Origin of the sequence: Helicobacter saguini (assembly GCF_000762875.2) — a bacterium.
GTDB classification, from domain to species: domain Bacteria; phylum Campylobacterota; class Campylobacteria; order Campylobacterales; family Helicobacteraceae; genus Helicobacter_A; species Helicobacter_A saguini.
Genome location: NZ_JRMP02000024.1, coordinates 1 through 25,609, shown reverse-complemented (window position 1 = coordinate 25,609; position 25,609 = coordinate 1). Strand labels below are relative to the sequence as shown.

At 33.6% G+C, this 25,609-nt stretch carries 21 protein-coding genes; 8 read left to right on the top strand and 13 right to left on the bottom strand.

The genetic code is table 11. The features are described from left to right. Window positions 1–33 precede the first annotated feature (33 nt). The gene (locus tag LS64_RS14055) at window positions 34–243 is read right to left on the bottom strand and encodes a hypothetical protein (RefSeq protein ID WP_034571558.1); all 210 of its coding nucleotides are present in this window, start codon (window positions 241–243) and stop codon (window positions 34–36) included. Between the two features lie 100 nt (window positions 244–343). Between LS64_RS14055 and LS64_RS10965 the strand changes: the two genes are divergently transcribed. Then, window positions 344–655 (top strand): MerR family transcriptional regulator, encoded by a 312-nt coding sequence (locus tag LS64_RS10965; RefSeq protein WP_138127353.1) that lies wholly within the window; start codon window positions 344–346, stop codon window positions 653–655. Window positions 656–716: 61 nt separating this feature from the next. Here LS64_RS10965 and LS64_RS10960 read toward each other — a convergent pair whose 3' ends face one another. Genes LS64_RS10960 through LS64_RS10950 form a run of 3 tightly spaced genes read right to left on the bottom strand, consistent with a single transcriptional unit; the run spans window position 717 to window position 3,328 of the window. After that, on the bottom strand, window positions 717–1,847 hold the full coding sequence (locus LS64_RS10960) for a pseudouridine synthase family protein (RefSeq protein ID WP_034571564.1): 1,131 nt from the start codon (window positions 1,845–1,847) through the stop codon (window positions 717–719). A gap of 18 nt (window positions 1,848–1,865) precedes the next feature. Next, the gene (locus tag LS64_RS10955) at window positions 1,866–2,159 is read right to left on the bottom strand and encodes a DUF3240 family protein (protein WP_034571567.1); all 294 of its coding nucleotides are present in this window, start codon (window positions 2,157–2,159) and stop codon (window positions 1,866–1,868) included. Between the two features lie 47 nt (window positions 2,160–2,206). Further along, window positions 2,207–3,328 carry an ATP-grasp domain-containing protein gene (locus tag LS64_RS10950; RefSeq protein WP_034571570.1) on the bottom strand — a complete coding sequence of 374 codons (1,122 nt, stop codon included), beginning with the start codon at window positions 3,326–3,328 and terminating at the stop codon, window positions 2,207–2,209. A 76-nt stretch (window positions 3,329–3,404) separates the two neighbouring features. On the opposite strand from LS64_RS10950, the gene LS64_RS10945 reads away from it, so the two are divergent. Beyond that, window positions 3,405–3,869, top strand: coding sequence for a tRNA (cytidine(34)-2'-O)-methyltransferase (locus tag LS64_RS10945; protein ID WP_034571572.1), 465 nt, complete (start codon window positions 3,405–3,407; stop codon window positions 3,867–3,869). 10 nt (window positions 3,870–3,879) lie between these two features. On the opposite strand, the gene LS64_RS10940 is transcribed toward LS64_RS10945, so the two are convergent. From LS64_RS10940 to LS64_RS10930, 3 genes are read right to left on the bottom strand one after another with little or no spacing between them, the layout of a single operon-like run. After that, on the bottom strand, window positions 3,880–5,106 hold the full coding sequence (locus LS64_RS10940; RefSeq protein ID WP_118977179.1) for a glycosyltransferase family 9 protein: 1,227 nt from the start codon (window positions 5,104–5,106) through the stop codon (window positions 3,880–3,882). 28 nt (window positions 5,107–5,134) lie between these two features. Then, window positions 5,135–5,641: a shikimate kinase gene (locus LS64_RS10935; protein WP_118949318.1), complete on the bottom strand. Its 507-nt coding sequence runs from the start codon at window positions 5,639–5,641 to the stop codon at window positions 5,135–5,137. A gap of 57 nt (window positions 5,642–5,698) precedes the next feature. Then, entirely contained in the window at window positions 5,699–6,904 is a 1,206-nt protein-coding gene (locus tag LS64_RS10930; protein ID WP_081948392.1) for a MalY/PatB family protein, read from the bottom strand. 178 nt (window positions 6,905–7,082) lie between these two features. On the opposite strand from LS64_RS10930, the gene glmM reads away from it, so the two are divergent. Then, window positions 7,083–8,660: a phosphoglucosamine mutase gene (gene glmM, locus LS64_RS10925; protein WP_081948391.1), complete on the top strand. Its 1,578-nt coding sequence runs from the start codon at window positions 7,083–7,085 to the stop codon at window positions 8,658–8,660. A gap of 87 nt (window positions 8,661–8,747) precedes the next feature. On the opposite strand, the gene secA is transcribed toward glmM, so the two are convergent. From secA to LS64_RS10895, 6 genes are all read right to left on the bottom strand, one after another. Next, entirely contained in the window at window positions 8,748–11,354 is a 2,607-nt protein-coding gene (gene secA, locus LS64_RS10920; RefSeq protein WP_034573584.1) for a preprotein translocase subunit SecA, read from the bottom strand. 10 nt (window positions 11,355–11,364) lie between these two features. After that, window positions 11,365–11,739: a heat shock protein transcriptional repressor HspR gene (locus LS64_RS10915; protein WP_034573581.1), complete on the bottom strand. Its 375-nt coding sequence runs from the start codon at window positions 11,737–11,739 to the stop codon at window positions 11,365–11,367. Further along, window positions 11,723–14,674 (bottom strand): metallophosphoesterase, encoded by a 2,952-nt coding sequence (locus LS64_RS10910; protein ID WP_052062687.1) that lies wholly within the window; start codon window positions 14,672–14,674, stop codon window positions 11,723–11,725. The genes LS64_RS10915 and LS64_RS10910 overlap by 17 nt, the downstream gene beginning before the upstream one ends. A gap of 111 nt (window positions 14,675–14,785) precedes the next feature. Beyond that, window positions 14,786–16,339, bottom strand: coding sequence for a hypothetical protein (locus tag LS64_RS10905; protein WP_118949317.1), 1,554 nt, complete (start codon window positions 16,337–16,339; stop codon window positions 14,786–14,788). A gap of 1 nt (window position 16,340) precedes the next feature. Further along, the gene (locus tag LS64_RS10900) at window positions 16,341–17,990 is read right to left on the bottom strand and encodes a hypothetical protein (RefSeq protein WP_052062686.1); all 1,650 of its coding nucleotides are present in this window, start codon (window positions 17,988–17,990) and stop codon (window positions 16,341–16,343) included. A 206-nt stretch (window positions 17,991–18,196) separates the two neighbouring features. Then, window positions 18,197–19,960, bottom strand: coding sequence for a M3 family oligoendopeptidase (locus LS64_RS10895; protein ID WP_034575044.1), 1,764 nt, complete (start codon window positions 19,958–19,960; stop codon window positions 18,197–18,199). Between the two features lie 309 nt (window positions 19,961–20,269). Between LS64_RS10895 and LS64_RS10890 the strand changes: the two genes are divergently transcribed. The 5 genes from LS64_RS10890 to LS64_RS10875 all read left to right on the top strand — a co-directional run bounded on the left by LS64_RS10890 (window position 20,270) and on the right by LS64_RS10875 (window position 25,513). Continuing rightward, window positions 20,270–22,039 (top strand): ATP-binding protein, encoded by a 1,770-nt coding sequence (locus tag LS64_RS10890; protein ID WP_052062685.1) that lies wholly within the window; start codon window positions 20,270–20,272, stop codon window positions 22,037–22,039. 687 nt (window positions 22,040–22,726) lie between these two features. Continuing rightward, on the top strand, window positions 22,727–22,945 hold the full coding sequence (locus LS64_RS10885) for a hypothetical protein (RefSeq protein ID WP_160662263.1): 219 nt from the start codon (window positions 22,727–22,729) through the stop codon (window positions 22,943–22,945). Window positions 22,946–23,133: 188 nt separating this feature from the next. Continuing rightward, window positions 23,134–24,870 carry a tyrosine-type recombinase/integrase gene (locus LS64_RS10880; RefSeq protein ID WP_118949315.1) on the top strand — a complete coding sequence of 579 codons (1,737 nt, stop codon included), beginning with the start codon at window positions 23,134–23,136 and terminating at the stop codon, window positions 24,868–24,870. An 11-nt stretch (window positions 24,871–24,881) separates the two neighbouring features. Continuing rightward, window positions 24,882–25,046 carry a hypothetical protein gene (locus tag LS64_RS12575; RefSeq protein WP_160659343.1) on the top strand — a complete coding sequence of 55 codons (165 nt, stop codon included), beginning with the start codon at window positions 24,882–24,884 and terminating at the stop codon, window positions 25,044–25,046. Beyond that, window positions 25,040–25,513, top strand: a complete 474-nt coding sequence (locus tag LS64_RS10875; protein WP_034571642.1) for a hypothetical protein — start codon at window positions 25,040–25,042, stop codon at window positions 25,511–25,513. The genes LS64_RS12575 and LS64_RS10875 overlap by 7 nt, the downstream gene beginning before the upstream one ends. Window positions 25,514–25,609 lie beyond the last annotated feature (96 nt).

Sequence of the window (25,609 nt, the reverse complement as noted above, 5' to 3'; positions counted from 1 at the left end):
AGAAATAATATTTTCCAAACTCGCCCTATCACACTAACCCCATATTATAGCTAATCTTGGTCTAGCTTTTATTGTGGCTTCTTGCTTACTTAAGCCTTGTAGCTCTAATTCTTGTATTTTATCACTATAAAAATTCTCTTTTTGCTGATAAAAAAATATTTTTAGATTTTTAAAAGCATTTAGCCCATTTTTATCTAAAAAATCTTTAAAATTATGCGTAATTTTCTCATAAGGTTTTTTCATTTTTATCCATTATTTTAGAATCTAAGCTTTGTATTATATCTTTAAATATTTTGATTTTTCTAACTTTTAGATAAAATGTAGTAACTTAAATGTAGATTCTGTGTTGTGGGTTGATTGTCTGCGTAAAATGGAGATGAGTGTTGAGGATATAAAGCATTATCAAAGCCTTTTTTCTCGCGGATTAGATTCTATAAATGAGCGTAAAAAGATGTTAGAATCTTGTCAGGTTAAAGTTGAGGCAAAATTAAAAGAATTATTAGAATCTAGCCAAAAATTAAAAAAACAACTAGCCATTTATGAGACAATAGAGCAAAGTGGAGAAAATCTTTTTGACCCAGCAAACCCATATCATTCAAAGGCAAAAGAGTTTTTCTTAAGCAAGGATAAAAACGCAAAGTTAAAGATTAAATAATTTTGTTTTATTATTTATAATCTACAAAATAACTAAGATTCTATAGAATCTAGCTTAAGTTTTATTTTTTGATATTGTTTAGAATGTATTTTATTTCGCCATTTTTGTGAATGTCAATGATACTAAAATGTGAATTAAAGTCGGCTAGGAAGCGTTTAGATTCTATAGAATCTATTTTATTTGTCATGTTGAGCAGTAGCGAAACATCTACGTTTTTTCTATTAGATTCTATAAAACCTAGTTCTTGCGAGTTAGATTCTATAGAATCTAAATTGAAATCTTTAGAATCTAATTTGATTTTTTTACCGCAAAGGGCGTCTTTTTCATATTTTGCAAGATTTATTTTGTCATATTTAAGGGCAGATTCTATATTTAAAATGGCTAGTTTGGTAGGATAATTTATACCTTGAAAATTAAAATTTGTAGAAATTATAGAATCTAATTTAGAATCTATGCCAAAATCTTTTGATACAAAGCTAGATTCTAAAGATTTTATAGAATCTTGTCGCCCAGATTCTAAAGATTCCATAGATTTTATAGAATCTAAATAGCAAAAATCATCTTCGGACACGCGTTCCAAATAACATAACGCCCCACAAACGCCCAAACCTCCAGCAATCAAGTCGCCCACACTTCGCACATATCCACCGCTACTAAGCGTAATCTCAAAACTCAAAAACGGATGGCAATAATTTAGCAAATCCACATTTTTAATATGCGTTTTAATATGTTGTATATTGAATGAAACTCCCTTACGTGCGAGATTATAAGCCCTTTGTCCATTGATTTGCTTTGCACTAAATTTCGGTGGCTCATACTCCAAAATTTTATCATTTATAGAATCTAAAACACTGCAAATTTGCTCCACACTAAAAGGCTTTAAAATATCGACACGCTCGACATTTTCACTATCCAAACTAGCCGAATTTAGCCCCAAAAACAAAGTCGCACGATAAGTTTTGTAAGCCACATTTATGTGATTTAAAAGCCGCGTATAAGTGTTACTCGCAAGCAGCAGCTGCCCGCACGCAAAGGGGTCAAGCGTGCCAAGAAAGCCCATTTTAGCGATATTAAAACCCTGTTTATTCAAAGAAAATTTAATCGCATTTGCAAAGCTAAGTGAGCTAATATTTGGAATCTTAAAGGCTAGAGCCAAAAAATCGCTAGTTTTAATATTATTTTTAGAATTCATAAAATATTCGCAAAATCTCTACTCAATAAAAAAGCCTAAGGGTTGGCACTCAATTCCAAACACACGCACATCTTCAAAGCTTTGTTTTATAAGACTTGCTAGCATATTTGCAGCGGAATTATTTAGATAGATTCTAAGATTTGCGTAGTTTTGCCTGCCACTTACTTGCTCCTCATCGCTAAGTAGCATATTTGACGCGGCATATTTTTTTGCCTCGATAAAGAAAAAGTCATCATAGCCATTTTGCAAAAGCAAGTCAATCACATTATCCTTAATCTCAGCACGCATATACAAATCAAGCATTATAGTCATTTTCAAACCCTTTTTATTGACGTTAGAAATATTTTAGATTATATAATTCATAATTTTTCATACTGCTTATACAAAAATTTTATAACTTTATCGGCGGCGCCTAGTTTGCCATCATTTCGTAGGCTAGATTCTACGGCACTATTATAATTTGTGTTTGTATTAATATCATACACGACAATTTCACCATTTACGCTCTCCATAAACTCAATTCCAGCAATATAGATTCTATGCTCTTTCAAAAAAGATTCTAAGGCTTTTACTAACGGCGTATTTTTCGTAATATCAGGGCGGATTTTAAACTTATTATCACTGCCCACAGCACAGGCAGCACCGGCTATTTCAGGCTTTTTAGAATCTATATTGCACGCATCAGCAGGGCAAAGCTCAAAGCTACCACCACTTGTATCCACACGCACGGCATACACAAACTTGCTATTTACAAACTCGATGCGTGTGATAAAAAACTCTTTTGTGCGGATATACTCTTGCAAAAGCGTAATACCATCATTTGGCATTTCAAATTCGCTAGATTCTATATATTTTTGAAACTCACTTATGCTCTCAAAAAGCCGCACACCTAAGCCTTTGCCGCCTTGATTATGCTTTGTGATAAAGGGCGTTTGCATTTTTTTAGCACATTCTAAAAGGTCGCTTTTCCCAAAAACAGCGATAGTTTTTGGCACTCTAAAACCTGCCTTTTGCAAGGCTAGATATTGTCTAACCTTGCTTACTTCATACTCAAGCACAGCACTACTATTTATAACTTTTATAGGGATTTTATTATGTTTTTTAGAATCTAACTTTTGAAAAGATTCTAAATATTCTAAGTAATTTAGTAACGCCCTACCATATTCTTTAGAATACATATTCCCACGCGTATGGCAAGACGCACTAAGGCGACTCCAAAACACACCACCAAAATTTGTAGAATCTTTTAAGCGTTCCTTAGTTTTTTTATTTTTTTTAGAATCTAGTTTAAAATTTATTTGCAAATTCCCAAAATTAGCCAAATTTATCGCACCATTTGTTATAACAATCTCATTTAATTCCACATTTTCCTTAATTGTGCCACGTTCTTTAGCACGATTAAACGCATCCCTAAAAGGCGGTATCCACTCGCTATTTTCATGGATGATATAAATCCCTTTTTTCAAGTCATTTAATAGCATATTTTCCCTTTAAATTTGATAAGTTAGATTCTATCATTTAAGTTTTAAGATAAAATTCCACACACAAAGGATTAATATGCAAAAAGATTTTCATGTGATTTTAGTAGAGCCGCGCATACCACAGAATACGGGCAATATCGGTAGGCTTTGTGTCGCGTGTGGGGCGAGTTTGCATCTTATTCATCCGCTTGGATTTTCCATTTCGCAAAAGGAAATTAAACGTGCTGGGCTTGATTATTGGCAGTATTTGCAGGTGTTTGAATGGGCGAATTTAAAGGCTTTTTGGGAGACTTTTCCGCTATCTAGCAATCATTTTTTTTTAAGCACAAAGGCAAAAAAAGTGATTTTTGATGCACCCTTGCAAAATGGTGCTTTTTTTTACTTTGGACGCGAGGATAAGGGGCTAGATTCCACACTTTTAGAATCAAATAGCACTCAAGTCTATAAACTTCCCATGACAAAAAATGCACGTAGTATAAATCTAGCTACCGCCGTCTCCGCCACACTTTTTGAGGGGGTAAGACAAAGTAGAAATTATTAAAATCCATTTTTTAATCATTTAGAATCTTATTTTTAACAATATCAATTATTAGGTCTGGGGGGATGTTATTTATGTGGATGCCTTGTGTTTGCGTGCTTTCCTGCGTGGCGTCTATAAAATCAGTGGGCGATTTTTTATCATAGATTCCAAGTGGCGTTAGGATTGTTGCGTTTTTGCTTAGTGGGGCGTTTTTGTTTGGATTTATGGTTTTTATAAAGGGGAAAATGCCGAGTACTGCGGCTTTCAGCGCAGTACTTGCATGCAAAAATGCGTTGTTATTTGCAATGACTAATTTTGCATTGCTAAGGATTGCTAAAAGTAGGCGAGTTTGCGAGATATTCGCGGTGTTTGGGCTTTTAGATTCTATATTTTGGGCGTTTTTTAGGCTAGATTCTATGTTTTTTATAGAATCTTTTGCCTTTTGCAAACTAGATTCTATAGAATCTTTTTTTATAGAATCTTGCGATTTAGATTCTAACATTTCAGGCGAAAAGTTATTAAATTCATAACTTTTATCATAAATAAAAAAGTTTTTTTCACTCAAATTTTCATATAAATTTAGCATACTTTTATAAAAATTAATCTCTTGAAAATTCCCCACGACTAAAAGCGGAAAGTCCATAGATAACGCATTTGCTAAGGTCAAAAAATTTTTAAAATTATAAGAAATTTCACTAATTTTTAAAGGAATTAGCACAATCAAATTAGCAAAATTACTGAATCTAGATTCTAAAAACTGCAAACTTTGGCTTTTTTCATTGATATTTAGGTAGATTTTTGGCGGATTTATCTCGCTAATTTTAAAAATTTTTAAAAGTGGCAGGGCGTTAAAAATCTCGTGCGTGTTGGAATCTGTGCGCTTTTTTTTTATTTTATAATTAAACAAAATGCTATAGAGTTTTGAAAAATAGCCCACACGCGTTTTAATCCCAGCCTTAAAAAGCAAAATCGTGCTAGATTTGCTAGATTCTATGGAGATTGAAATATCGATATGAGCGTCCTTTATTTTTTTTAAAACACTCACATCATCAATACAAAAAATGTTTTTAATAAAAGGATTATGCGTAAAAAAATCCTGCATACTTGAGTGAATTAAAAAACTTACATTTGCGTGTGGCAGGGCGTTTTTAAGGGCATCTAAATAGCTCAAAAGGAAAATCGCACTCTCACTAATTAATAAAGATTTGCAATTAACAAGCAAGATTTCATAAGATTTTTGCGGATTAATTTTTATCATTTTCACCCCATTTTTGCGTTTAAAGCCCTTAATTTGTTTCAAATTTACGCAAAATCGCCAAAATTTCTGCAATCACAGAATCTAAATTTTGATTTGCATTGATAATTGCATCGCTTTGCATTTCATAGATTTTTTCGCGCTCTTTAAAAAGCTTGTGAGCGGCTTGTAAGTCGCTAAATAGCGGACGAGTATTTTTTTTATCATCTTGAATGCGACTTGCTAGTATGTGAAAATCACTTTTCAAATAGAATCTAAATCCTAGATTTTTGGTATCATTAAAGATAGGCAAACCCCCGCCGGTTGCGATAATGTAGCCACTTTTGTTACTAAAAGATTCTATAAAATTAGATTCTAGAGCGCGGAAATGGCTTTCACCAAACGTGGCAAAAATGCTAGGAATGCTTTGATTTTGGCTCATTTCAATGTGGCTGTCGCTATCAATCCACTCTTTATTTAGAATCTGCGATAACTTTTTAGCAATAGAGCTTTTCCCACTGCCCATAAAGCCGATAAGCACGATGTTTTTATCTATCATTTTTTAAATATCCTTGAAAATTTCAATAAGATTCTATAAAGTTTATTCAAATAAAGGTTAATCTTTAGAATCTAAATAGATTCTAACCCCATTTTTAAGTCGCCCTAAAATATCCATTAAAGTCGTTTTTGGCGTAGCGATATTAAGGCGGAAAAACTTAGCTCCATTCCCACCAAACTGCGAGCCACACGAGACATAAAGCCCTGTATTTTTCCTTAAAGATTCACAAAAACTATCTGTATTATCTGTAATTTTAGAGCAATCTATCCACATTAAATATGTAGAATCTTGCGGGACAACATATAACTCTTTAATTTCACTAGCTATAAAATCACTAACTATTTTCCTATTTTCTTGCAAAATTTGTAATAGTGAATCTAGCCAAGCTTCGCCCTTACTATACGCTAGAATACTTGCTTTTAGCCCAAAAGCATTAGGATTATTCACATACTCCACCGCAAAGCAATGCCGCAGCTCACGGCGCAAACTCTCATTATCCACCATCACAAAAGCCGTGTGCAAATCAGCCACATTAAAGCTCTTGCTAGGGCTAAAAGTGCTAACGCTAATGTCGCGGCAAGTCGCATTAACGCTTGCAAATGGCGTGTATCGCACCCCAAAAGTAATATCGCAGTGAATCTCATCGCTAATAACAAGCACGCCATGCTTATGGCACAAACGCCCTATTTCACGCAGTTCGTCCGCACTCCACACATTCCCGCTTGGATTATGCGGATTGCAAAGTAGCATGATTTTCGTGCTAGAATCACGCAGTTTAGAATCTAAATCAGCAAAATCAATGCTATATTTTCCGTCACTATACACAAGCGGATTTTCCGCGATTTGACGCCCATTTTCCTTTATCACACGCGAAAACACATGATACACAGGCGGCTGGATTAGAATCTTATCGCCCTTTTTGCTTTTAGCCCGGATTATGCTAGCAATCGCAGGGACGACCCCACAGGCAAAAATTAGACTTTTTTTGTCCATTTTAAGATTATATCGCCGCTCCCACCAGCTAATAATGCTTTCATAATATTCGCTTGGAATGACGCTGTAGCCGAAGATTCCATGATTTACCAACTCTTGCAACCCTTGCGTAATCTCAGGTGCGATTTTAAAATCCATATCCGCCACCCACGCAGGCAGCTCATCTTTCCCAACATTCCATTTAAGTGAGAAATTCGGCGAAATGTCCTTAGAATCTTGCAGTGCATTTTCACCAAACCGCCTATTTACCACACTTGAAAAATCATACATTTCCTACCCTTTGTTAGTTTTAGAATCTAGATTCTATCACAAAGTAAAAAATATTGTTTGTATAAAATCTAAAATGAATTATATGATTTAAAATTAGTTTTTATGCTTTAGTTTCTAAAATGTAGATTCTATATTTTAAGCTATAATTCTTAGCTTAGATTCTAAACAAAGGAAAGTTATGAAAATTTTTGGCACAGATGGCGTGAGGGGAAGAGCTGGGGTTGATATTACCGCGAAAGTTGCTTTGAATCTAGGCATTGCAGCGGGGATTTATTTTCAAAATGAGTGGCAAAATGCGAAAAAAGATTCTAAAAATGAGTGGCAAAATGGGTCGCAAAATTCTAAAGATTCTAGTAAAAACGCACAAGATTCTAAAAATGTGGCTAGAAATTTGCAAGATTCTAAAAATTCATCGCAAAAAAACTTAAAAGAAACGCGAAAAGATTCTAAAGATTCACATAAAAACACGCAAAAAGATTCTCAAAATACCTTACAAAATATTTCCCAAAATATACGCAAAAAGGATTCTTATTATAATAAGATTCTGGTAGGAAAAGATACGCGAAAAAGCGGCTATATGGTTGAAAATGCCCTTGTGAGCGGGCTTACATCCGTTGGCATTGATGTGATTCAAATCGGTCCTATGCCCACTCCTGCGATTGCGTTTTTGACTGAGGATATGCGGTGCGATGCGGGCATTATGATTTCTGCTAGTCATAATCCATATTATGATAATGGAATCAAGTTTTTTGACTCCTTTGGCTTTAAGTTAGATGAGTCTAAGGAGCTAAAGATTGAGAAGATTTATCACAATTTAGATTCTATAAACTGCTTTAAAACGGATAAAAATATCGGCTCAAGTAAGCGAATTGACGATGTTATCGGGCGTTATATCGTGCATATTAAGAATAGTTTTCCTAAGCATTTATCGCTTCAGGGCATTAGAATCGTGCTAGATTGTGCGAATGGTGCGGCGTATCGCGTAGGTCCTAGCATTTTTCGTGAGCTTGGTGCGGATGTGATTGTGCTAAACGTTGAGCCTAATGGCTATAATATTAATGAGTCTTGTGGTGCTATGTATCCTAACGTTTTGGCTGCAGAGGTGCGGCGACTTCGCGCGGATGTGGGATTTGCCTTGGATGGCGATGCTGATAGGCTTGTGGTGGTTGATAATGCTGGAAATATCGTGGATGGCGATAAACTAATCGGGGCTTTGGCGTTGTATCAAAAAAGTCAAAATGCCTTGAAAAATAATGGAATTATCGCGACTTTGATGAGTAATATCGCCCTTGAAAACTTCTTAAAAAAGCATAAAATCGAGCTAAAAAGATGCGGCGTGGGCGATAAATTCGTCCTGCAAGAAATGCAAAAACACGGCTTTATTTTTGGCGGGGAGCAAAGTGGGCATATTATTTTTTCGCAGTTTGCAAAAACAGGCGATGGTTTAGTCTCTGCACTGCAAGTTTTAGCACTTATGGTGACGAGTGCTAAAAGTAGCGAGGAGATTTTGAATCCATTTGAGCTAGCCCCGCAAAAGCAAAGCAATATCGCCGTGGGCGAAAAGATTCCACTTGAAAAAATCGATGGTTTGGATAAGATTTTAGCCGAGCTAGATTCTAAAAATATCCGCCATTTAATCCGCTATTCAGGCACGGAAAATAAGCTTAGAATCTTGCTAGAGGGCAGCAATCCCGACACACTTGAAATTTACAACGACAAACTCCACGATATTTTCGCCAGCAATTTGAAAGGTTAATGCTTAAATAACGAAACTTTTTAAAATAGATGTAAAAATAAGAATCTGTTTTTAGATTCTATCTTTAAAATTATTTATAAAATTCCATTAGTTTTTCGCTAGCATTCCGCGTTTTGGTCCGCTTTTGCCATGGCAGTTTTTGTATTTTTTACCACTACCGCAAGGGCACATATCATTACGCGCTGGTTTTTTATCAGCGATTTCATCTTCTAAATTTGCATAATTTAATACTAGATTCTCATTTTCGCTCTCTAATTCGTTTAGAATCTTATCTTCTTCACGTGATACATCTTGAGACGCAAACTGAATAATTTGCAGCGTTCTATAGGCTTCAATCTTAATATTTTCTATTAATTCCAAAAATAAATTATAGCTTTCCTTTTTATATTCCACAAGCGGGTCTTTTTGATTATATCCACGCAACGAAATACCTGTTTTCAAATGGTCAATTGAGTAAAGATGCTCACGCCACGCATTATCCACGACTTGCAAATAAATTATTCGCTCTAGCTCATTTCGCATTTTAGAATCTGTGTGCGAAAACTTTTCATCATATTTCGCTGCCAAAGATTCTATAATCACTTCGCTAATTTCATCGTAAGTTTTACCAGCCAACGCTTTAGAATCTAGCTCTAGCAAATACTCTTCTTTAAGCCCCGCACACAAAGATTCTAAGTTATAATTTTCACTTACATCATGTGGCATAATATCATGCTTTTCTAGCAGACTTTGCACGCTTAAGATTCTATTTTCATCTATTCGCTCTTGCATTTCAAAGTCTTTTTGTAACAATTCGTTACGGAATCTATATATGACTTTTCGTTGCTCATTGCTTACATCATCATATTCTAGCAAATGTTTTCGCGATTCAAAGTGCATAGATTCCACTTTCTTTTGCGCTTTTTCCACACTTTTTGTAATCATAGAAGACTCTATACTTTCGCCATCTTTTAAACCTAGTTTTCCCATAATTCCTTTTAGCCTATCGCTACCAAAGATTCTAAGCAGTGAATCTTCTAAACTAAGATAAAACTGCGATGTGCCCGGGTCTCCTTGCCGCCCAGCCCTACCACGCAATTGATTATCAATTCGCCTTGACTCATGCCTTTCAGTGCCTATGATATATAATCCGCCCAAAGCCTTTACTTCATCATCGATTTTTATATCCACGCCACGTCCTGCCATATTTGTAGCAATCGTTACTGCGCCCTTTAGACCTGCATTTTTTATTATTTCGGCTTCTTTTTCATGCTGTTTTGCATTCAAAACATTATGCGGAATCCTAGCTTTTTTTAAAAGTTCGTGTAATTTTTCACTTTTTTCAATACTTGCCGTTCCTACCAAAACAGGCTGTCCTATTTTGTGTAATTCTACGATTTTATTAATCACAGCGTTAAATTTCTCAATCTCACTTTTATAAATTAAGTCGTTTAAATCCTTTCTAGCCACAGGCAGATTTGTAGGAATGCTAACAACTTCTAGCTTATAAATCTCTAAAAATTCAGTCGCTTCAGTTTGCGCAGTCCCTGTCATCCCGCCTAGTTTATCATAAAGCCTAAAATAGTTTTGAAATGTAATATCCGCTAAAGTCTGGCTCTCTTCTTTAATATTTACGCCCTCTTTTGCTTCTAAGGCTTGATGCAGCCCTTCGCTAAATCGCCGCCCTTCACTTAATCGCCCTGTAAATTCATCCACAATCACAACTTCGCCATTTTGCACGACATAATCTTTATCTTTTACAAATAAATAATTTGCTTTTAAGGCTTGGTCTAAATGATGGCTAAGTGACGCATTTTCAATAGCATAAAGATTCTCAACCTTAAAAAGTTTTTCCGCCTTTTTGATGCCATCTTCAGTAGTTAAAATCACTCGATTTTTTTCATCGATTGTAAAATCTTGTGGGCTTTTTAAGGCTTTAGCGACAGAATCTGCTATTTGATAATTTTCCATTTTTTTATTCACAGGACCTGAGATTATTAGCGGCGTCCTTGCCTCATCAATCAATATAGAATCTACTTCATCAATAATTGCAAAAAAGTGATGTTTCTGCACTTTCTGCTCTAAATTATACTTCATATTATCTCGCAAGTAATCAAAGCCATATTCGTTATTTGTGCCATACACGATATTATTGCTATAAATATTTAGTCGCTCAACATCATCTTGCAGTCCGCTTGTAACCACGCCAACGCTAAAGCCAAAAAAGTTATAAAGTGGCGCCATAGTGTTAGAATCTCGCCTAGCCAAGTAATCATTCACGGTTACCACATGCACACTTTTCCCACTTAGTGCGTTTAAAATCACAGGCAAAGTCGCAACTAAAGTCTTGCCCTCTCCTGTTTTCATCTCGGCAATCTTGCCATCATGTAATGCCATACCACCGATTAATTGCACGTCAAAATGCCGCATATTTAGCACTCTTTTACTCGCTTCACGTGTAAGGGCGAAAACTTCTTCTAAGTTATTATCAAGCAAAGTGTTTAGAATCTCAAGTCCTAACTCTTTACTATCTAAAGATTCCATTTTTTTAGCAATTTCATCTTTTATTTCATTCATTCTATTTTGTAAATCTAAATCACTTTTTTTTTCTAAGTCAAATTCCATTGCATTAATTCTAGCAACGCGATTTCTATATTGCTTTAAAACCTTGTCATTTTTCGTGCCAAAGATTTTTCCCATTATGGCTGTTATCATTTTTGCTCCTTTATTTTTTCTTATTATGTAGCACGATTTCATAACTGCTACTAACTATCGTTAAATCGCCGCTTTTGCTTGTGTGCGTTTGCGTTTTCACATTTGCCCTTAAGTCATTAATGTTAGAATCTAGCTCATCCATTCGCTCTTTTAACCGCAAAATAATATCCACACCAGCCAAATTCACACCCAAATCACGCGTTAGCTTTAGTATCGTCTTTATTTTATCCATATCTCTTTGCGAATAAAGCCGCATTTTCCCATCCGTGCGTGATGGCTCAATTAAGCCTTCTTTTTCATACTGCCTTAAAGTCTGCGGGTGAATATCTAGAATCTTAGCCACAACGCTAATTAGATACACAGGCTCATCATAACTTGCTTCCATAATATTCTCCTTTTTTAGATTCTATATTTGTTATCATTGCAAGACTTTGCGTAGTAAAATCGTGCTTAGATTCAGTGTTTTTATAGAATCTAGATTCTATACTTTCCAAAAATTTATTTATTATCCATTCATTTGGTATGTTTTTCCACTCATTTTCATTTGAAAAAGGCACAAACCACGCAAAGAAACGTTCTCTAAAAGCATTATTTATCCATTGCAATTTGCTAATTTCCCCTTGCAATTTCCATATTTTTATCATTTGTAAAAGCGCGTTACACTCGCTATTTAGGCACATCGGCAAAGTAGTAAAGCCACCCACATTATCAAAGGCAATTAATGGAGAGAATTTATACTCATTTAAAATAATGCTATTTGTGCTTTTTGGTAGCTTAGATTCTAAAAAATTAGATTCTAAAGATTGCATAGAATCTAAATCTAAACTCTTTGATAAATCCGCATTAAACGCCCTTAAAGTCTTTAAAAAATCCTTATATTCACCCAAAGATTCAAACATAAAAACGCACTCATTATACGCCACATTTAGCACCCTAGCAACGCTCTCAACTAGCTCAAACTGCGGCAGACTAGAAGCGTTACAAAACACATCTTGCAAAATAAAGCTATTCTTAGAATCTAATACAAAATGAAGCGTAAAATTCCCCTTTTTTAATAACTCACCTAATGCCTTTTTAGCACTTTTTTGTTGCAAAAATAAAGGCAAATTCTGCTGCAATATAGAATCTAAAAAGTAAAAAAACTCCCCCTTATAATAGCTAATAAACGCAGGAATCCCACGCGTCCTAGAATAGATTCTAAGCGGCAGTTTTATAGAATCTAAATAAGAATTTAAATCAAGGGCAAACTTTTTATTAAAATCAAGCGAAAAACTAAAGCCACGTGCCACAATCGCCCACTCCTTTTCATCCACAACGCAAGGGCTAAAGCCAAACGCTGAAGCAATAACATCGCTACTAATCTTAGCAGGATAGCTAACCAAAGCCATATTTTTAAAGCGGCTGAAAGTCACGCGCGTATTGTGCTTTTCAAGGCTATCAAAGTATTTTTGCACCGCGACTTTGCTATCCTTTTGCTCCTTGCTAACAAAAATCGCATTTCTAAGACTGCAATCCTTAAAGCCATTTTGAGAAAGCTGCACAATGCGTAAAAAGCCGCCAAACTCGACTTTAGATTCCATAATAAAATTTCGCTCATGAATGCGAATGGGCAGCTCACTTTTATTACGATGACCGAAAAATTGATAATAGTTTTTTGGCGTATTTTTGCTAAAACTAGCCGCCACAGCATTAGTATTAAGATAGCCGCCAACGCCGTGTATGCACTGATTAGCACTAAGCAAAAGCAGGTGTCGCGGCATATTTGAAAGTCCGCCGTGCGTGCAAAGGATGCGTTTATCATGGAATCTATAAAAGAAAAAAGGCAGTAATTTATTATAAAATCGCTTCGCATCCGCCTTGCTAAAGCCCTTGCTCTCAAGCTCCACTTGCGTATTAAGGCGAAACTCACGGCTATCAATATCGCGATTATTCGCCCAGTCATTTAGCCATTTTTCGTGATTTCCTTCCAAAAGCACGACATTTTTTTTATCCATAATGCTAATTAAAAAGCGTAAAACTTCGTAATTTTGAAACCCCCTGTCAATATAATCACCCAAAAAGATATAAAATTCGTTATCTTTTATCTTTTGAATATATTTTTTTAGCACCGCAAAAGAGCCTTGAATATCGCCGATATGATGTATCACTTTGTAGCCATTTAAACTTTTTGGCTCAAGAGTTAGCATTTTTGTAACTTCATCTGGGGCAATCACATCGCACTTTATAGGAATCTCCCCATTTTTTAACTCGTCATATAGCGCGTCAAGCTCATCGTTTGTATAGACTTTTTCGTGGGTAGATTCTATATTTTTTTCGTTTTCTACGTGCGTTTGGTTGTTTTTAGAATCTTTATTCTTAGATTCTATAGAATCTTGTGCGTTAGCAAAATTCGCAGGATAATTTTCCTTTAAATTTTCAGTGGGTGGGAATGGGCGGGACATTGAATCTAAAGGAAAATTATCCTGCGAATTTTCGTTGTTTTTAGAATCCAAATTATCAATTTCATTACTTTCATAGAATCTAGATTCTATATTTTCATTGACGTTGTCAGCAAAATTCGCAGTTGAGAGATTCATTTCAGTCTTACAAATGGGTGGTCGGGCGGGAATAGATTGATATGAATCTCGCAACTGCGAATTTTGCGATTTAGAATCTATAGAATCTTTCTTATTTTGATTTTCTACGTTCTTAGATTCAGCATTTTCATAGAATCTAGATTCTATATTTTCATTGACGTTGTTAGCAAAATTCGCATTCGCGCTTTTTGTATTAATCTTACAAAAGGGTGGATGGGTGGGAATAGATTGAGACAAAAAGTGCGAATGCGAATTTTGCATATTAGATTCCATAATCTCTAACTTTTTAGAATCTTTATTCTTAGATTCAGTATTTTCATAGAATCTAAAATTACCTTTAGAAGTCAAATGTTTAGAATCTAAAACCCCACTAAAATAAGCATTCCTTTTTTTTATTTCATCTAAACCAACATCGCTAAAATCCACAATCAAGATTCTATAATTATAAGTTTTTGCGATTTCTTTATAATTGCTAAAGTAGGATTTTGAAATGTGATTATCCTTAATAACGATAAACTCACCACGCGACATACGCGATTCTAGTGCAGAAAAAAGCATAGCAAACGCCGCTTTTTCACACCCGCTAAAATCCATAAAAAGCCGCCCACTCTCACTCAAACTAGGCGCGACCAAAAGCCTTTTAAAATCAAGCAAACTAAGCGTGTAGTCTTGCAAATTATGCTTTGCAATCCATTCACTTTTCCCACAAAAAGGCATCCCACGCGTCAGCAGCAAGTATCTCATAACCCAAAAATCCTATATCTTACATTCAAAAACCAAAATTATATCACAAAACTAAACAATCTTAACAAAACACACTAAACTTTTGTAAAGTTTTTGATAAAAATATAGAATCTAATATTTTAAACTCATTTGCATTGCCTTAAATTCGTTGTCTAAATAGCTATCAACTTTTTCTATATCCATTTGTCCGCTTAAATACCACGCTTTTACTTCTTTTAATGCCAGATGTGAGAATCTAGCAAAGCCTAGTAAATTTATGCGAGCTAAAAACGCAATCGCATTCCCACCACTACGCACTCCCGCATCAATGCCATCGATTAAACATAATGAGCCATGGGCTACGCAAAGCATCCTACGCATTTCTGGGATATTTTCATTTGGTTTGCACTCACTCCACTCTTTCCTATGATAGAATCTAGATTTTAATACAAACATAATCCGCACTAAGATTTCGCTAACTGCCACAGGGATAGCCATAGCTAGTGCGTGTCTAAAATCATAGCCTTGCTCAAATACCTTAGTTGTTACTACCGCAAAGGTCTGTCTATCTTTGCCAAAACTACCAAAATCACAAAGTTGAAAAAGATTATAAAAAGGCATAGGAATACCACTACCACGACTAATACCACCACTACTACCAGCCCAATCGCTCATTAAATGCCCTAGCCAATTTATAAATCCACTAATGATTTTAGCTATAAAATTACCACCTTGTAGCTCAAAAGATTCAGTATCAATAGTGATAATTTGCCCTTCATTAATAAAGCTAGAAGTGCTAGTAAATTGATTTAGTATAGAAAAAAACAAACCGATTATATCAGGGCTGTGTCCTAAGCTTTTTAAATGGTGATTTTTCATACTAAGATTTTTTATTTTTCCATCTGTGCCTTTTTTGCCATTAGTTGTAGTTTGGTCGTAGTTTATTTTAAATTTAGATTCTAAAAATCCTATTGCACTTTTTGTCGTATCGCTTCCCCTTGCTAGTGCTTTTTCTTTATCCCAACCACAAAGTTGTGCGAATTTTTCAGTTACACTATTAGCGAAACTATCAGTAATATTCCCTAACTTAGAATCTCCTGGTATCCCAACAAAACACACATCAATAATCCCGCCAATTGCCCCGCAAGTCACCGCTATCATATAGTCATAAATATCACATTTTGCATTTTTATATGTAAAATCTTGCTCTATCCATTTGCGTAGTTCTATCTCTTGGCTTTTACTCATTAGATTTTTAAAGGGGTCTTGTTTTAAATCTATATTATGTTTATTTGCATAAGCGTTCATAGATTCTAAATACTCTTCCCAGCTACCATTAAAATCTATGGAATCTAATGTCTCAAGTGTGCTAATTTGCTTTGTTGGCTCTACTTTTATAGAATCTAGTTGCTTATATATTTGCTCTTCATAGTTTTTTATAGAATCTTGCGAAATAGATTCTATATCGAGCTTAGAATTTATAGAATCTAGCATAGTATCCATACTAGCTAGGGCATTTTCTAACATAGAATCCATATTTTCCATTCGCTTATCAAAGTCGCTTTGTGCAGATTCTATCTCTTTTATTTTTAGGTTTATTTCAGCGATTTTATTTTCAGCACTATCCATTTGATGCTTTTGTAAAAGGGCGGCATTTCCTATATCTTTTAAGTTTTTATCATCCATTTTACGCCTTTATATAGCCTATTACTTTTAGTATATTTGCTAGTGTTTCTAGCGTTTCGGCGTTTAGGTTAGTTTTTAGGGCGTATTCTTTTTTATCATCATTTGTTATTTCTGTATAATTTTGCATAACTATGTCGTAATATTGAGCTTTCATAGCTTCACTTGTTAGTTTTTTAAGTTTTGATTCATCAAGGGTTTTTGGAACGTGTAATCTTGCTTCCATACTTTGCAATCTAGCATTTTTACCATTTATAGCATCTAATGCTCCTTGATACTGCACCATCATGCTTACTAATTTTTTTATTTGTGCTTCTTTAATGGATAAAGCCTCTCCTTTCTTATTAGATTCTATAATCACATTATTTAGCTTTTCTACCAAATAATTTATATCGCCTATTACTTGTGAGATTGTCTTTTGATTTTGTTTTAGAATCTCATGCAACATAAGCTCTCTTACTTTATATTTGCTTAAAGAATTATCACTTGTTAAAAATTTCACACCTTGATACGCAACAACACCTATTAATACTACAGTCCCTATACCTGTCGCCATAGCAGAAAAGCCCAAAATACCACCCATACCAAGTGCCGCTAAACCAGAAGTCATACCAGCCGCAGACAGCCCAGCAACAGACCCCGATAAATACACCGCTCCAAGTGGCACTCCTATCCCAGCAGCCTTTGCAGCGGTATCTTTCATCATTTGCTTCATTTGAGAATCTTCTATATCATTATTTAGCAATTTATAGTCATTTTGCAAACTCTCACATATAAACCTTAACTGCTCATCACTTACACCAAAAAGCTCTTGATACTGCTTTACAAAGGGAATCTCTGCTGTGATAAAGTCAAACTCACTAGCATTAGAATCTAGCTTTGTAGCATAATGCAGATTCACTAATTCTTTTGTTAAAGAAATCATATAAGATTTATACACGCTAGGCTCGGCTTCCTGCTTTAAAATCTCAAGTAAATCTTTTATATTATTCATAGAATCTTTATTAACACTTACTAAATATTCACGCACATTCATACGCGTTTCTTGGTCTAGATTAATCTTACTCATTAAGTAAAATATTTCAGCCTGCTCTTTAGAATCTATTTTATCATCATCGCTATATGCCATATTTATCACAATTTTTATATACGCTTCTTTGAAACTTTGGCTCATTTCTTCTAGTGGCTTTAGCAAATCTTCATTTTTAAAGCTAGAGCAAGATTCTAACATTTTGTTTATAAAAGATTCTAAATGCTTATAATTACTAGCAATTAAGCAGTAGCTTATATCACTTTTCTCGCCATTTTTATTTATAAAGAAAAGTTTTTCTTGTTTTTCTATCTTACCGGGCTTTGTTTCTATCTCCTTGCATTCATACTCTAGCTTGTCTATATCGCTGTATAAAATCTCTTTTGGGCTTGTAGTATCGCTTTTTAGCACCATTTTTTCACCCAAAAAGGCAATGCCCTCATCCGCCGCACCAAATATCGTATTATCATAAATCGCCACGATATTTTTATAATTATCAATCTTAAATGCCTTTATAACATTATTGATTTTCTTATCGGGTATATTTGGCGTTACAAATATATTTTTGTTGTTTTCAAATATACTTTTAATATTTTCCAAAATAAACTCGCTACTTGTTTGCATATTTGCCCTTTTGTCTTTTAAAATTGTAAGCATTCTAACATAGTTTTAGACAAAAAAAAAAAAACATATTTTTAGGATTTTTATTGAAAAATTTAACATTTGATGTAACAAAAAGTAACTAATTTTATTTATTTTATTATTTTGATATTTAAAGTGAGGTAATTTATAGAATCTTGTTTAAGTTTTAGATTCTATACTTTATATTTCTAATTCGCATTTAGCAACTTTTCAAATTCTTTTAGTAGGGTTTTGACCTCTTTTATGCCGATGTTCCAAAATTCAGGTTTATTCACATCAAAGCCAAATTTTAGTATTAAATCGCGTGGGCTTTGGCTACCTCCAGCGGATAAAAAGTCGATATATGTGGCGATAAATTGCTCTTTATTTTCGCTACTTTTATAAAGTCCAAAAAGTGCCAACACCAAAAGCTGCCCATAGCTATACGCATAGCAGTAAAATGGCGAGTGGATAAAGTGTGGGATGTAGCTCCACCAGCGCGCGTAATTTTTCGTTAATTCGACCGAGCGACCAAACATTTTTTTATTTTCCTCTAGCCAGATTCTATCAAAATCTTCTGTTTTCATTTCGCCCTCAACAGCGTGAATCTGCCGCTCAAAATTTGTCATTACAATTTGCCTAAACATCGTAGAAAAAATATCCTCGATTTTCCCTGCGTAAATATCAAGCAACTCTTTGCGACCCAAACTTTTTTTCATTGAGTGAAAAAGTAACATTTCCGCAAAAACACTCGCTGTTTCCGCAGTCGTAAGTGGCGTATCATGGTTTAAAGTCCCTTGAATCTTGCTTAGCTCTTGGTGTATCGCATGACCAAATTCATGGGCGATAGTAAAGGCATCACGGCGATTGCCTGTGTAGTTTAGTAACACATAAGGGTGACTTCGCGGCACACATCCATGCGAAAACGCCCCGCCCCGCTTTGCAGGTTTAGGGTGAGAATCTACCCAGCCATTTTGTGCGGCTCTCAAAGCGATTTCATAGAATCTAGGGCTAAATTTTGCAAAAGATTCCAACGTGTTATTCAAAGCGTCAGCAAAACTCATTTTAGTATCTTTTTTAGCAAAACCTAAGGGTGCATATCTATCAAAATCTTTAAGCGGAAAGCCCAAAATCTCGCCCTTTACACGATAATAATTATGCACCAAATCCATATTTTTATTCACACATTCAATCATAGAATCTACGCTCTCTTGTGTCGTTTGATTTGAAATGTGTCGAAAGCTCTCAGGACGCTCATATTTGCGTAATTTTTGCATAATTGCTACATTTTTACGCACCATATTTAAGATGTAGGTTAGCAAGTGTGTATTTTTGTAAAGCCCTTTTGTAAAGTTTTTCTGTGCCTTTTTGCGAGTTTTGCGAAATTTTGAATGCAAAAGTGCAAGGATTTCCTCTTCATTTATCTTTTTAATTACGCCATCGCTATCGCTCTCAACGCCCTTAAATCGCATATTTGCAAGGCTTTCATCAAAAAGCCGCGAGAAAGCTTCCACGCCAACAGGCGATAAACTAAGGATAATTTGCTCTTCTTTCAAACTCAATTTATGCTTTTTATTATCACGCAGATTCTCTAAAAAAAACTTAAATTTGCCACAATTGTTAATAAAATCTTGCATTTTTTTAGAATCTAAGGACGCAAACTCAAGCTCAAAAAAGATAACCTTGCTATACAAATCATTGCATTTCATCTCGTAATCTGCGTAAATCGCGCCATTTTCTTTGCTATCAACCGCAAATTTTAAAAAGACATAAGTCATTATCGCCCCGATATCTTCGCAAAGATTCTCATACTCATCCATTGCCTTATTAAACTCGCTAGAATCTAGCTTGTCAAGCTTTCCTTGATATTCACCTTGAAAATTACTAAACTTAGAATCTAAGCCCTTATAAAAAGATTCTAAATCTTTATTGCTTTTAAAAAGTGAAGTTAAATCAAAATTTAATTCTTTAATATCTAACTTTTTATGTTTTATGGTTTTAGATTCTATAGCTTTTGCTTCTTTTTTGGAATCTTTAGAATCTATTTTAGAATCTTTAGAATCTACTTTGGAAGTCAAAGCTTTAGTGGTCGCATTCTTAGAAGCTAGCGAATCTTTTTTGTTACTTTTAGTAATCTTTTCTTGCAATTTTTTAGAATCTACTTTACTTTTCGTAACACTTTTTGTAGCCTTACTCATAATTTATCCTTTAGCAAAAATCAACAAATTAAAAGTAATATTCTAAAATTAAAAGTTATATTTTTCGTAAATAAAGGTTAAAAAATGTTTGTTTTTTACGATGATAAGGATATTTCAAATACAAATTTGCGACTGCGTTTTCACACAAAATTCCTTGCGTTTATCTTTTCTGTGGGCATTTTTATTTTATTTTTGGTCGCTTATATGAGTATTAAGGGTTTGAAAAGTGAATTTGATAATAATTTCCCAAAAAGTTTAAAAGAAGCAAATCTGCTAAATGACTTTCAAAATCAATATTTGCTTGAGACAATAGATTCTATAGAATCTACAGATTCTATAATTAATCATAAAAAAAGTTCTATTTTATGGAACTCATACAAAGATTTACAAAGCGAAGATTCAGCTGGGCAATACTTATTTTTGCAACTACATGATTTATATCAAGAATTATTTTTGAGCCAAAATGCGAATGAAATCGCAGATTTAAAGTTTCAAAAAAGCCAACTTATTAACAAAATAGATTCTATATTAAATACAAAAATAGTTAAGGAAAATAGAGATTTAGTTTTAAATAACTTATTAAATTTGAATAATATCACTACAAAAATTATGAATATCCAAACTTCTATATATTTAAAAGAGAAAGTTACGACTGATAATTTTCACTCCGCGACTTTAGGAATGCTAATTTGCATTACTTTGCTTGTTTTTGGCATTATTTTTAGCCTTAGTGGCGTGGTTTTGGAGTTTATTTCGCGTTTAAATTCTTATTTAAAGAAGCTTTTTGATAACGCAACAAAGGAATTATCCCGCCTAAATGCGAATCTGCAAAACGAAGTAAATACGCAAGTTGAGACGATAAAGCAAAAAGATAGGCTGCTTTATTCACAAGCAAAGCTCGCAAGTATGGGCGAAATGATACAAAATATCGCACATCAGTGGCGGCAGCCCTTGAACTCTTTGATGCTTGTCATTCAGGGGCTAAAAATGAAGTTTGAACGCGGGCTGCTAAATAAAGATTCTATGGAAAAGCAGACAAAACTTGCCCTAAATATCGCGCAAAATATGAGTGGGACGATTGATAATTTTCGCAATTTTTTTCGTATGGATAGCGGTATGCAGGAGTTTGATGTGAGCGTGGCGATTGCTGAGGCGATTGCCCTAAATAAGCCTATGCTAAAGTCGCAAAATATCATTGTGCATTTTGAATCAAGTGAAGAGATTCTATTTTTTGGTAGCAAAGATGTGCTTATGCAGGTGCTTTTTGTTTTTTTTAGTAATAGCAAGGATGCGTTTGTGGAATCTAAAAATGCAGATTCTTTAAGCATGAAGGAAACTAATAGCCCCCCTCCCTTGCGGAGGGGGGCTGGGGGGTGGGTCATTGCGAGCGACAGCGAAGCAATCCATACAAAAAATATAGAATCTAAAATTACAAATCCTGCGTTAGATTCTAAACAAAAAATAAAAAACTCTCCCGATTTTCACTGCTTTATCAATGTGGAAAAAACGCAAGATTATGTGATAATCAACTATTTTGATAACGCAGGCGGTATTGATGAAGATATTATCGATAAAATTTTTGAGCCATATTTCACTACAAAGCACAAAAGTAGCGGCACAGGCGTAGGTCTTTATATGTCGCGCGAACTTGTAATCAACCACCTACGCGGCGAAATCTCCGCCCAAAACCACACCTTTTCCTTAGAATCCCCCCTAGATTCCAAAGCAGATTCTAAAAACACAAAATCAAACTCACAGAATCTAGATTCCAAAATCATAGAATCTAACCCAAACAAAACAAAACAAAAAGGCGCTCTTTTCACCCTAAAACTCCAAAATCTAAACTTAAAATAATCAAACGATAGAATAATCTTACAAAATATCCAAAAATACACACTTTTAAAATTCATTGATTCTTAAATCATTAGAATCTGCCAAAAAAAGCATATAAAATCCATTAAGGATTGTTAGTAAAGTTGTAAGTTAGCAAAATACCGACAACAAGGGCGTTTTAAGCGTTTTTTAAATTTTAAATTCTTTTAGATTCTACACATTCAAAAATCTTACTTTTTTTTCATTGTTGAAAAAGGCTATTTTAAAGATAGTGCCTTAAAATTTTAGAATTCGCGGATTCTAAGATAATCGTAACTTTATAGCCTTTTTGCTTATTTAGCTATTGCAAGGTATTGCTAGAATGGTTTGTAGTAGTGTTGTATAACTTTATCTATAGTGAAATACTATAAATTCAAAAATAAAGTTATATTGAAAAATAAGACTTTTAAATATGGGGGTGCGTAGCTTTTGTAGAAATACAAAACAGAATTAGCGAGTCCCTTGCATACATAAGATAAGGCTTTTTTTAAAAAAATGAGTTATGTTGTGTGTGATGTTTTGGATATATGCCCGCCAGTCCCTTAGCGTTTCTAGCACGTGTTTTATTTATAGAATCTAGGTTTTATAAGTAATGAAAAGGGAGCGGAACGGGGAATGGAAGCCTAAGTTATAGTTTTGTTTAGATTAATCTTAAATCAAAACTAAGTATTGATAGGATTGCAAGATTCTACATTTTGTTTTCATAATATGGTTTTAAGCATTTACAGGCTGACCGCGATGTTTATAAGTCCCTGCATACATACGAAATTCGCAGCTACACTGAAAATGGTGTATAGAAAAAAAAATACTTATGCGTGTGTGTCGTTGTTCGTTGCCTTTGAAAAAATTGCAAAGGGCGGACTCACGCCAAAAAAACGCGCTATCTAAAAATGGGTATAGGAAATTGCGAAAATAAAAAAGCACAAAAAAATAAAAGAAACATTTAAAAAAAGCGTTTTTTGGAAAATTGTTACATTTAGTAACAAAATAAAAAAATGTTACATTTAGTAACTTTTAAATGTTTCTTTTGTTTTTTTGAAACAAAGAAAACAAAAATTTAAACTTAAGGATAGAAAATGTTGAATTTTAATTCAAAAGCGGACGTGTTGGATATTGTTGAATCTTATGAATTTGTGATTAAGATTTTGGATAATGGTAGCGACTTAAGGAAAAATCTAAGATTGCTTAAAAATGCTAAAAGTGGATTGTTTGCAAGTTTTGCAAGTGAATGCAAGGTAGAATTTTTAGAATCTGCCTTAAATCATAAAAGCTTAAACAATAAGCTTATTAGTTGCAAGGAATGCAAAGGCTTATCCTTGCTATTGCAATACTCGAAAAAATGCGTAAATGCTAATATTGTGTATAGATTCACAAAAGATAAGAAAACACAAATGATAACACTTTGCAAGGTAGATTCTAACTTAGATTTAGATTCTGCCATTGCAAAGGTAAAAGAAATGCAAAGTGTGCTAGATAGCAAGGATTTCAAAGATAGCTATCTATCTTTAAAAGATTATCTTACTATGAAAAAAAATCAAAATGATTTACACATTTTGGAAGCGTTTGAAATGTATTTAAAAAGCAAGGATTTAAGGAATGAAACGATTGCAAATTATAAAAGAATGTTTAAGCTACACGTGCTACCATATTTTGAAAATGTGAAATGTAATAATGTTACTGAAGCGTTTGTAAGAATGTGGCTTGACAAAATAACAAAGAAAATCAAATTTTCTAAAAAAGTATTCATTCTTAATAAAAGTATATTTGAATACTTAAAAGAAAAAAGATATATCGATAGAAATATTTTTAAAGATATAAACTTTAAAAAAACATATAAAAAATATAATTGTGAATATAAGAAATTATCATCACTTAGTGAAAATGAATTAATAGCAATTCTTAATAAAAAAATAAATTCTAAACTTTATAATAAGCTAAATATGCAAGATACTTTAATTTATAAGATTTTGCAATTTATGATTTTAGTACCATTGCGTGTACGTAATGTTGCGTTAATGGAATGGAAAAATGTAGATTTTGAAAAAAGACTTTTAAGGTTTAGTGGTAATGAAATGAAAACAAAAAAAGATTTTACATTACCATTGAATGATTTAGCTTTTAAGATTTTGCAAGATTTGCATAAGCAAAAAATAAGTAAATATGTGTTTGATAGAAATTTATCGCATAATCGATTGTATAGATATAATACAATTTTAGCTATTCGAAAATGTAAGAAATTGCTAGATTTAAAAAGTGATAATGAATCGGTGCGTAAAATTGTTTTTAGTGTAGCGAGACAATTTCATTTAAATGAAAAATGTTTATACAAAACTTATTTTTGTTGCGAACGTGGTAAAAAGCTGGTTGATAATGTAGATTCTAAAATCAAATATTCTACAAAAAAGAATCAAGAGATTTTTTGTAATGTTATAGCGGTGCAATTTAGAAAAATCTTTAATTTGCATCCACATTCATTACGCAAAACATTTTTAACGCTTTTAAGTGATATGCGTTTAAAAAAACACAATTTTAGCATAGAGGATTTAAGATTATGTTTAGGTCATAATGCTACAAATGGAAGTGGATTAGCTTATTTAGAATCTGATTTAATATCACTAAAAAAGCAAATAATGGATTTTTGGAATGGATATATAAAACAATTTATTACGATAAGTGATAATAAGTTACAAATGGTAGCAAGTGATAGTTTTAAGTTAGATTTTGTAGCAAGTCGATTAGATTCTACAAATTTAAAAGAATTAATCGAAATGCAAAATATAGAATCTATCAATAACGATACATTAAGCTTTTAGGGGGGTGGATTATGTTAAGCGAAAATTTTAAAGACTTATTAGATAGCTTTAAAGATTTAAGTAGTTTAGTGGATGATATTAACAAAGACTTAGAAATTTCAAATAATGAAATAGATAAGACTTTAGATAATGTTAAAGTTGAAAGTGAAAATAATACAAAGGGTGTAGTATGCTAAATAATGAAATGTTGGAATACTTTAAAATGCAAGTAAAAGGTCACATTAAGGTATATTTTGGAAGTTTGGATTTAAACAAGAATGAATCTAAGTTTTTAAAAAAGCATATTGACAAAATGCTAGATTCTATAAATCTAAGTTTTGAAATAATGCAAAAGGAAGCGGATTTATTTAGTGATAAGTTGTCGGGCGTAAGTGATAATGAATTGCTAGAATCTAGTTTAGAGAAGCTAGATTCTATAAATGATTATCTTTTGGATAATGTAGATTTTACGCAGGATTCTGAATCTATTAAAAACGATTTAGATTCTATAGATTTTGACAATGTGGATTTTGTCGGTTTCATTGCAAGGTATAGAATGGATTCTAATGATAGCAAGGATAGCAAGTTGGATAAATTTAAGGCTTGGAATGAAATTAATAACATTCTTAAGGGTAAAAAGCAAGGGGGGCGAAATGATTTCTAAAAATGAAATTGAATGTTTAGAAAATTGCTTATGTGATATTGTGTTGCATAATTTTCAAAGAATGATTAAGGATTGCAAGGGTAACGATAGCAAGTT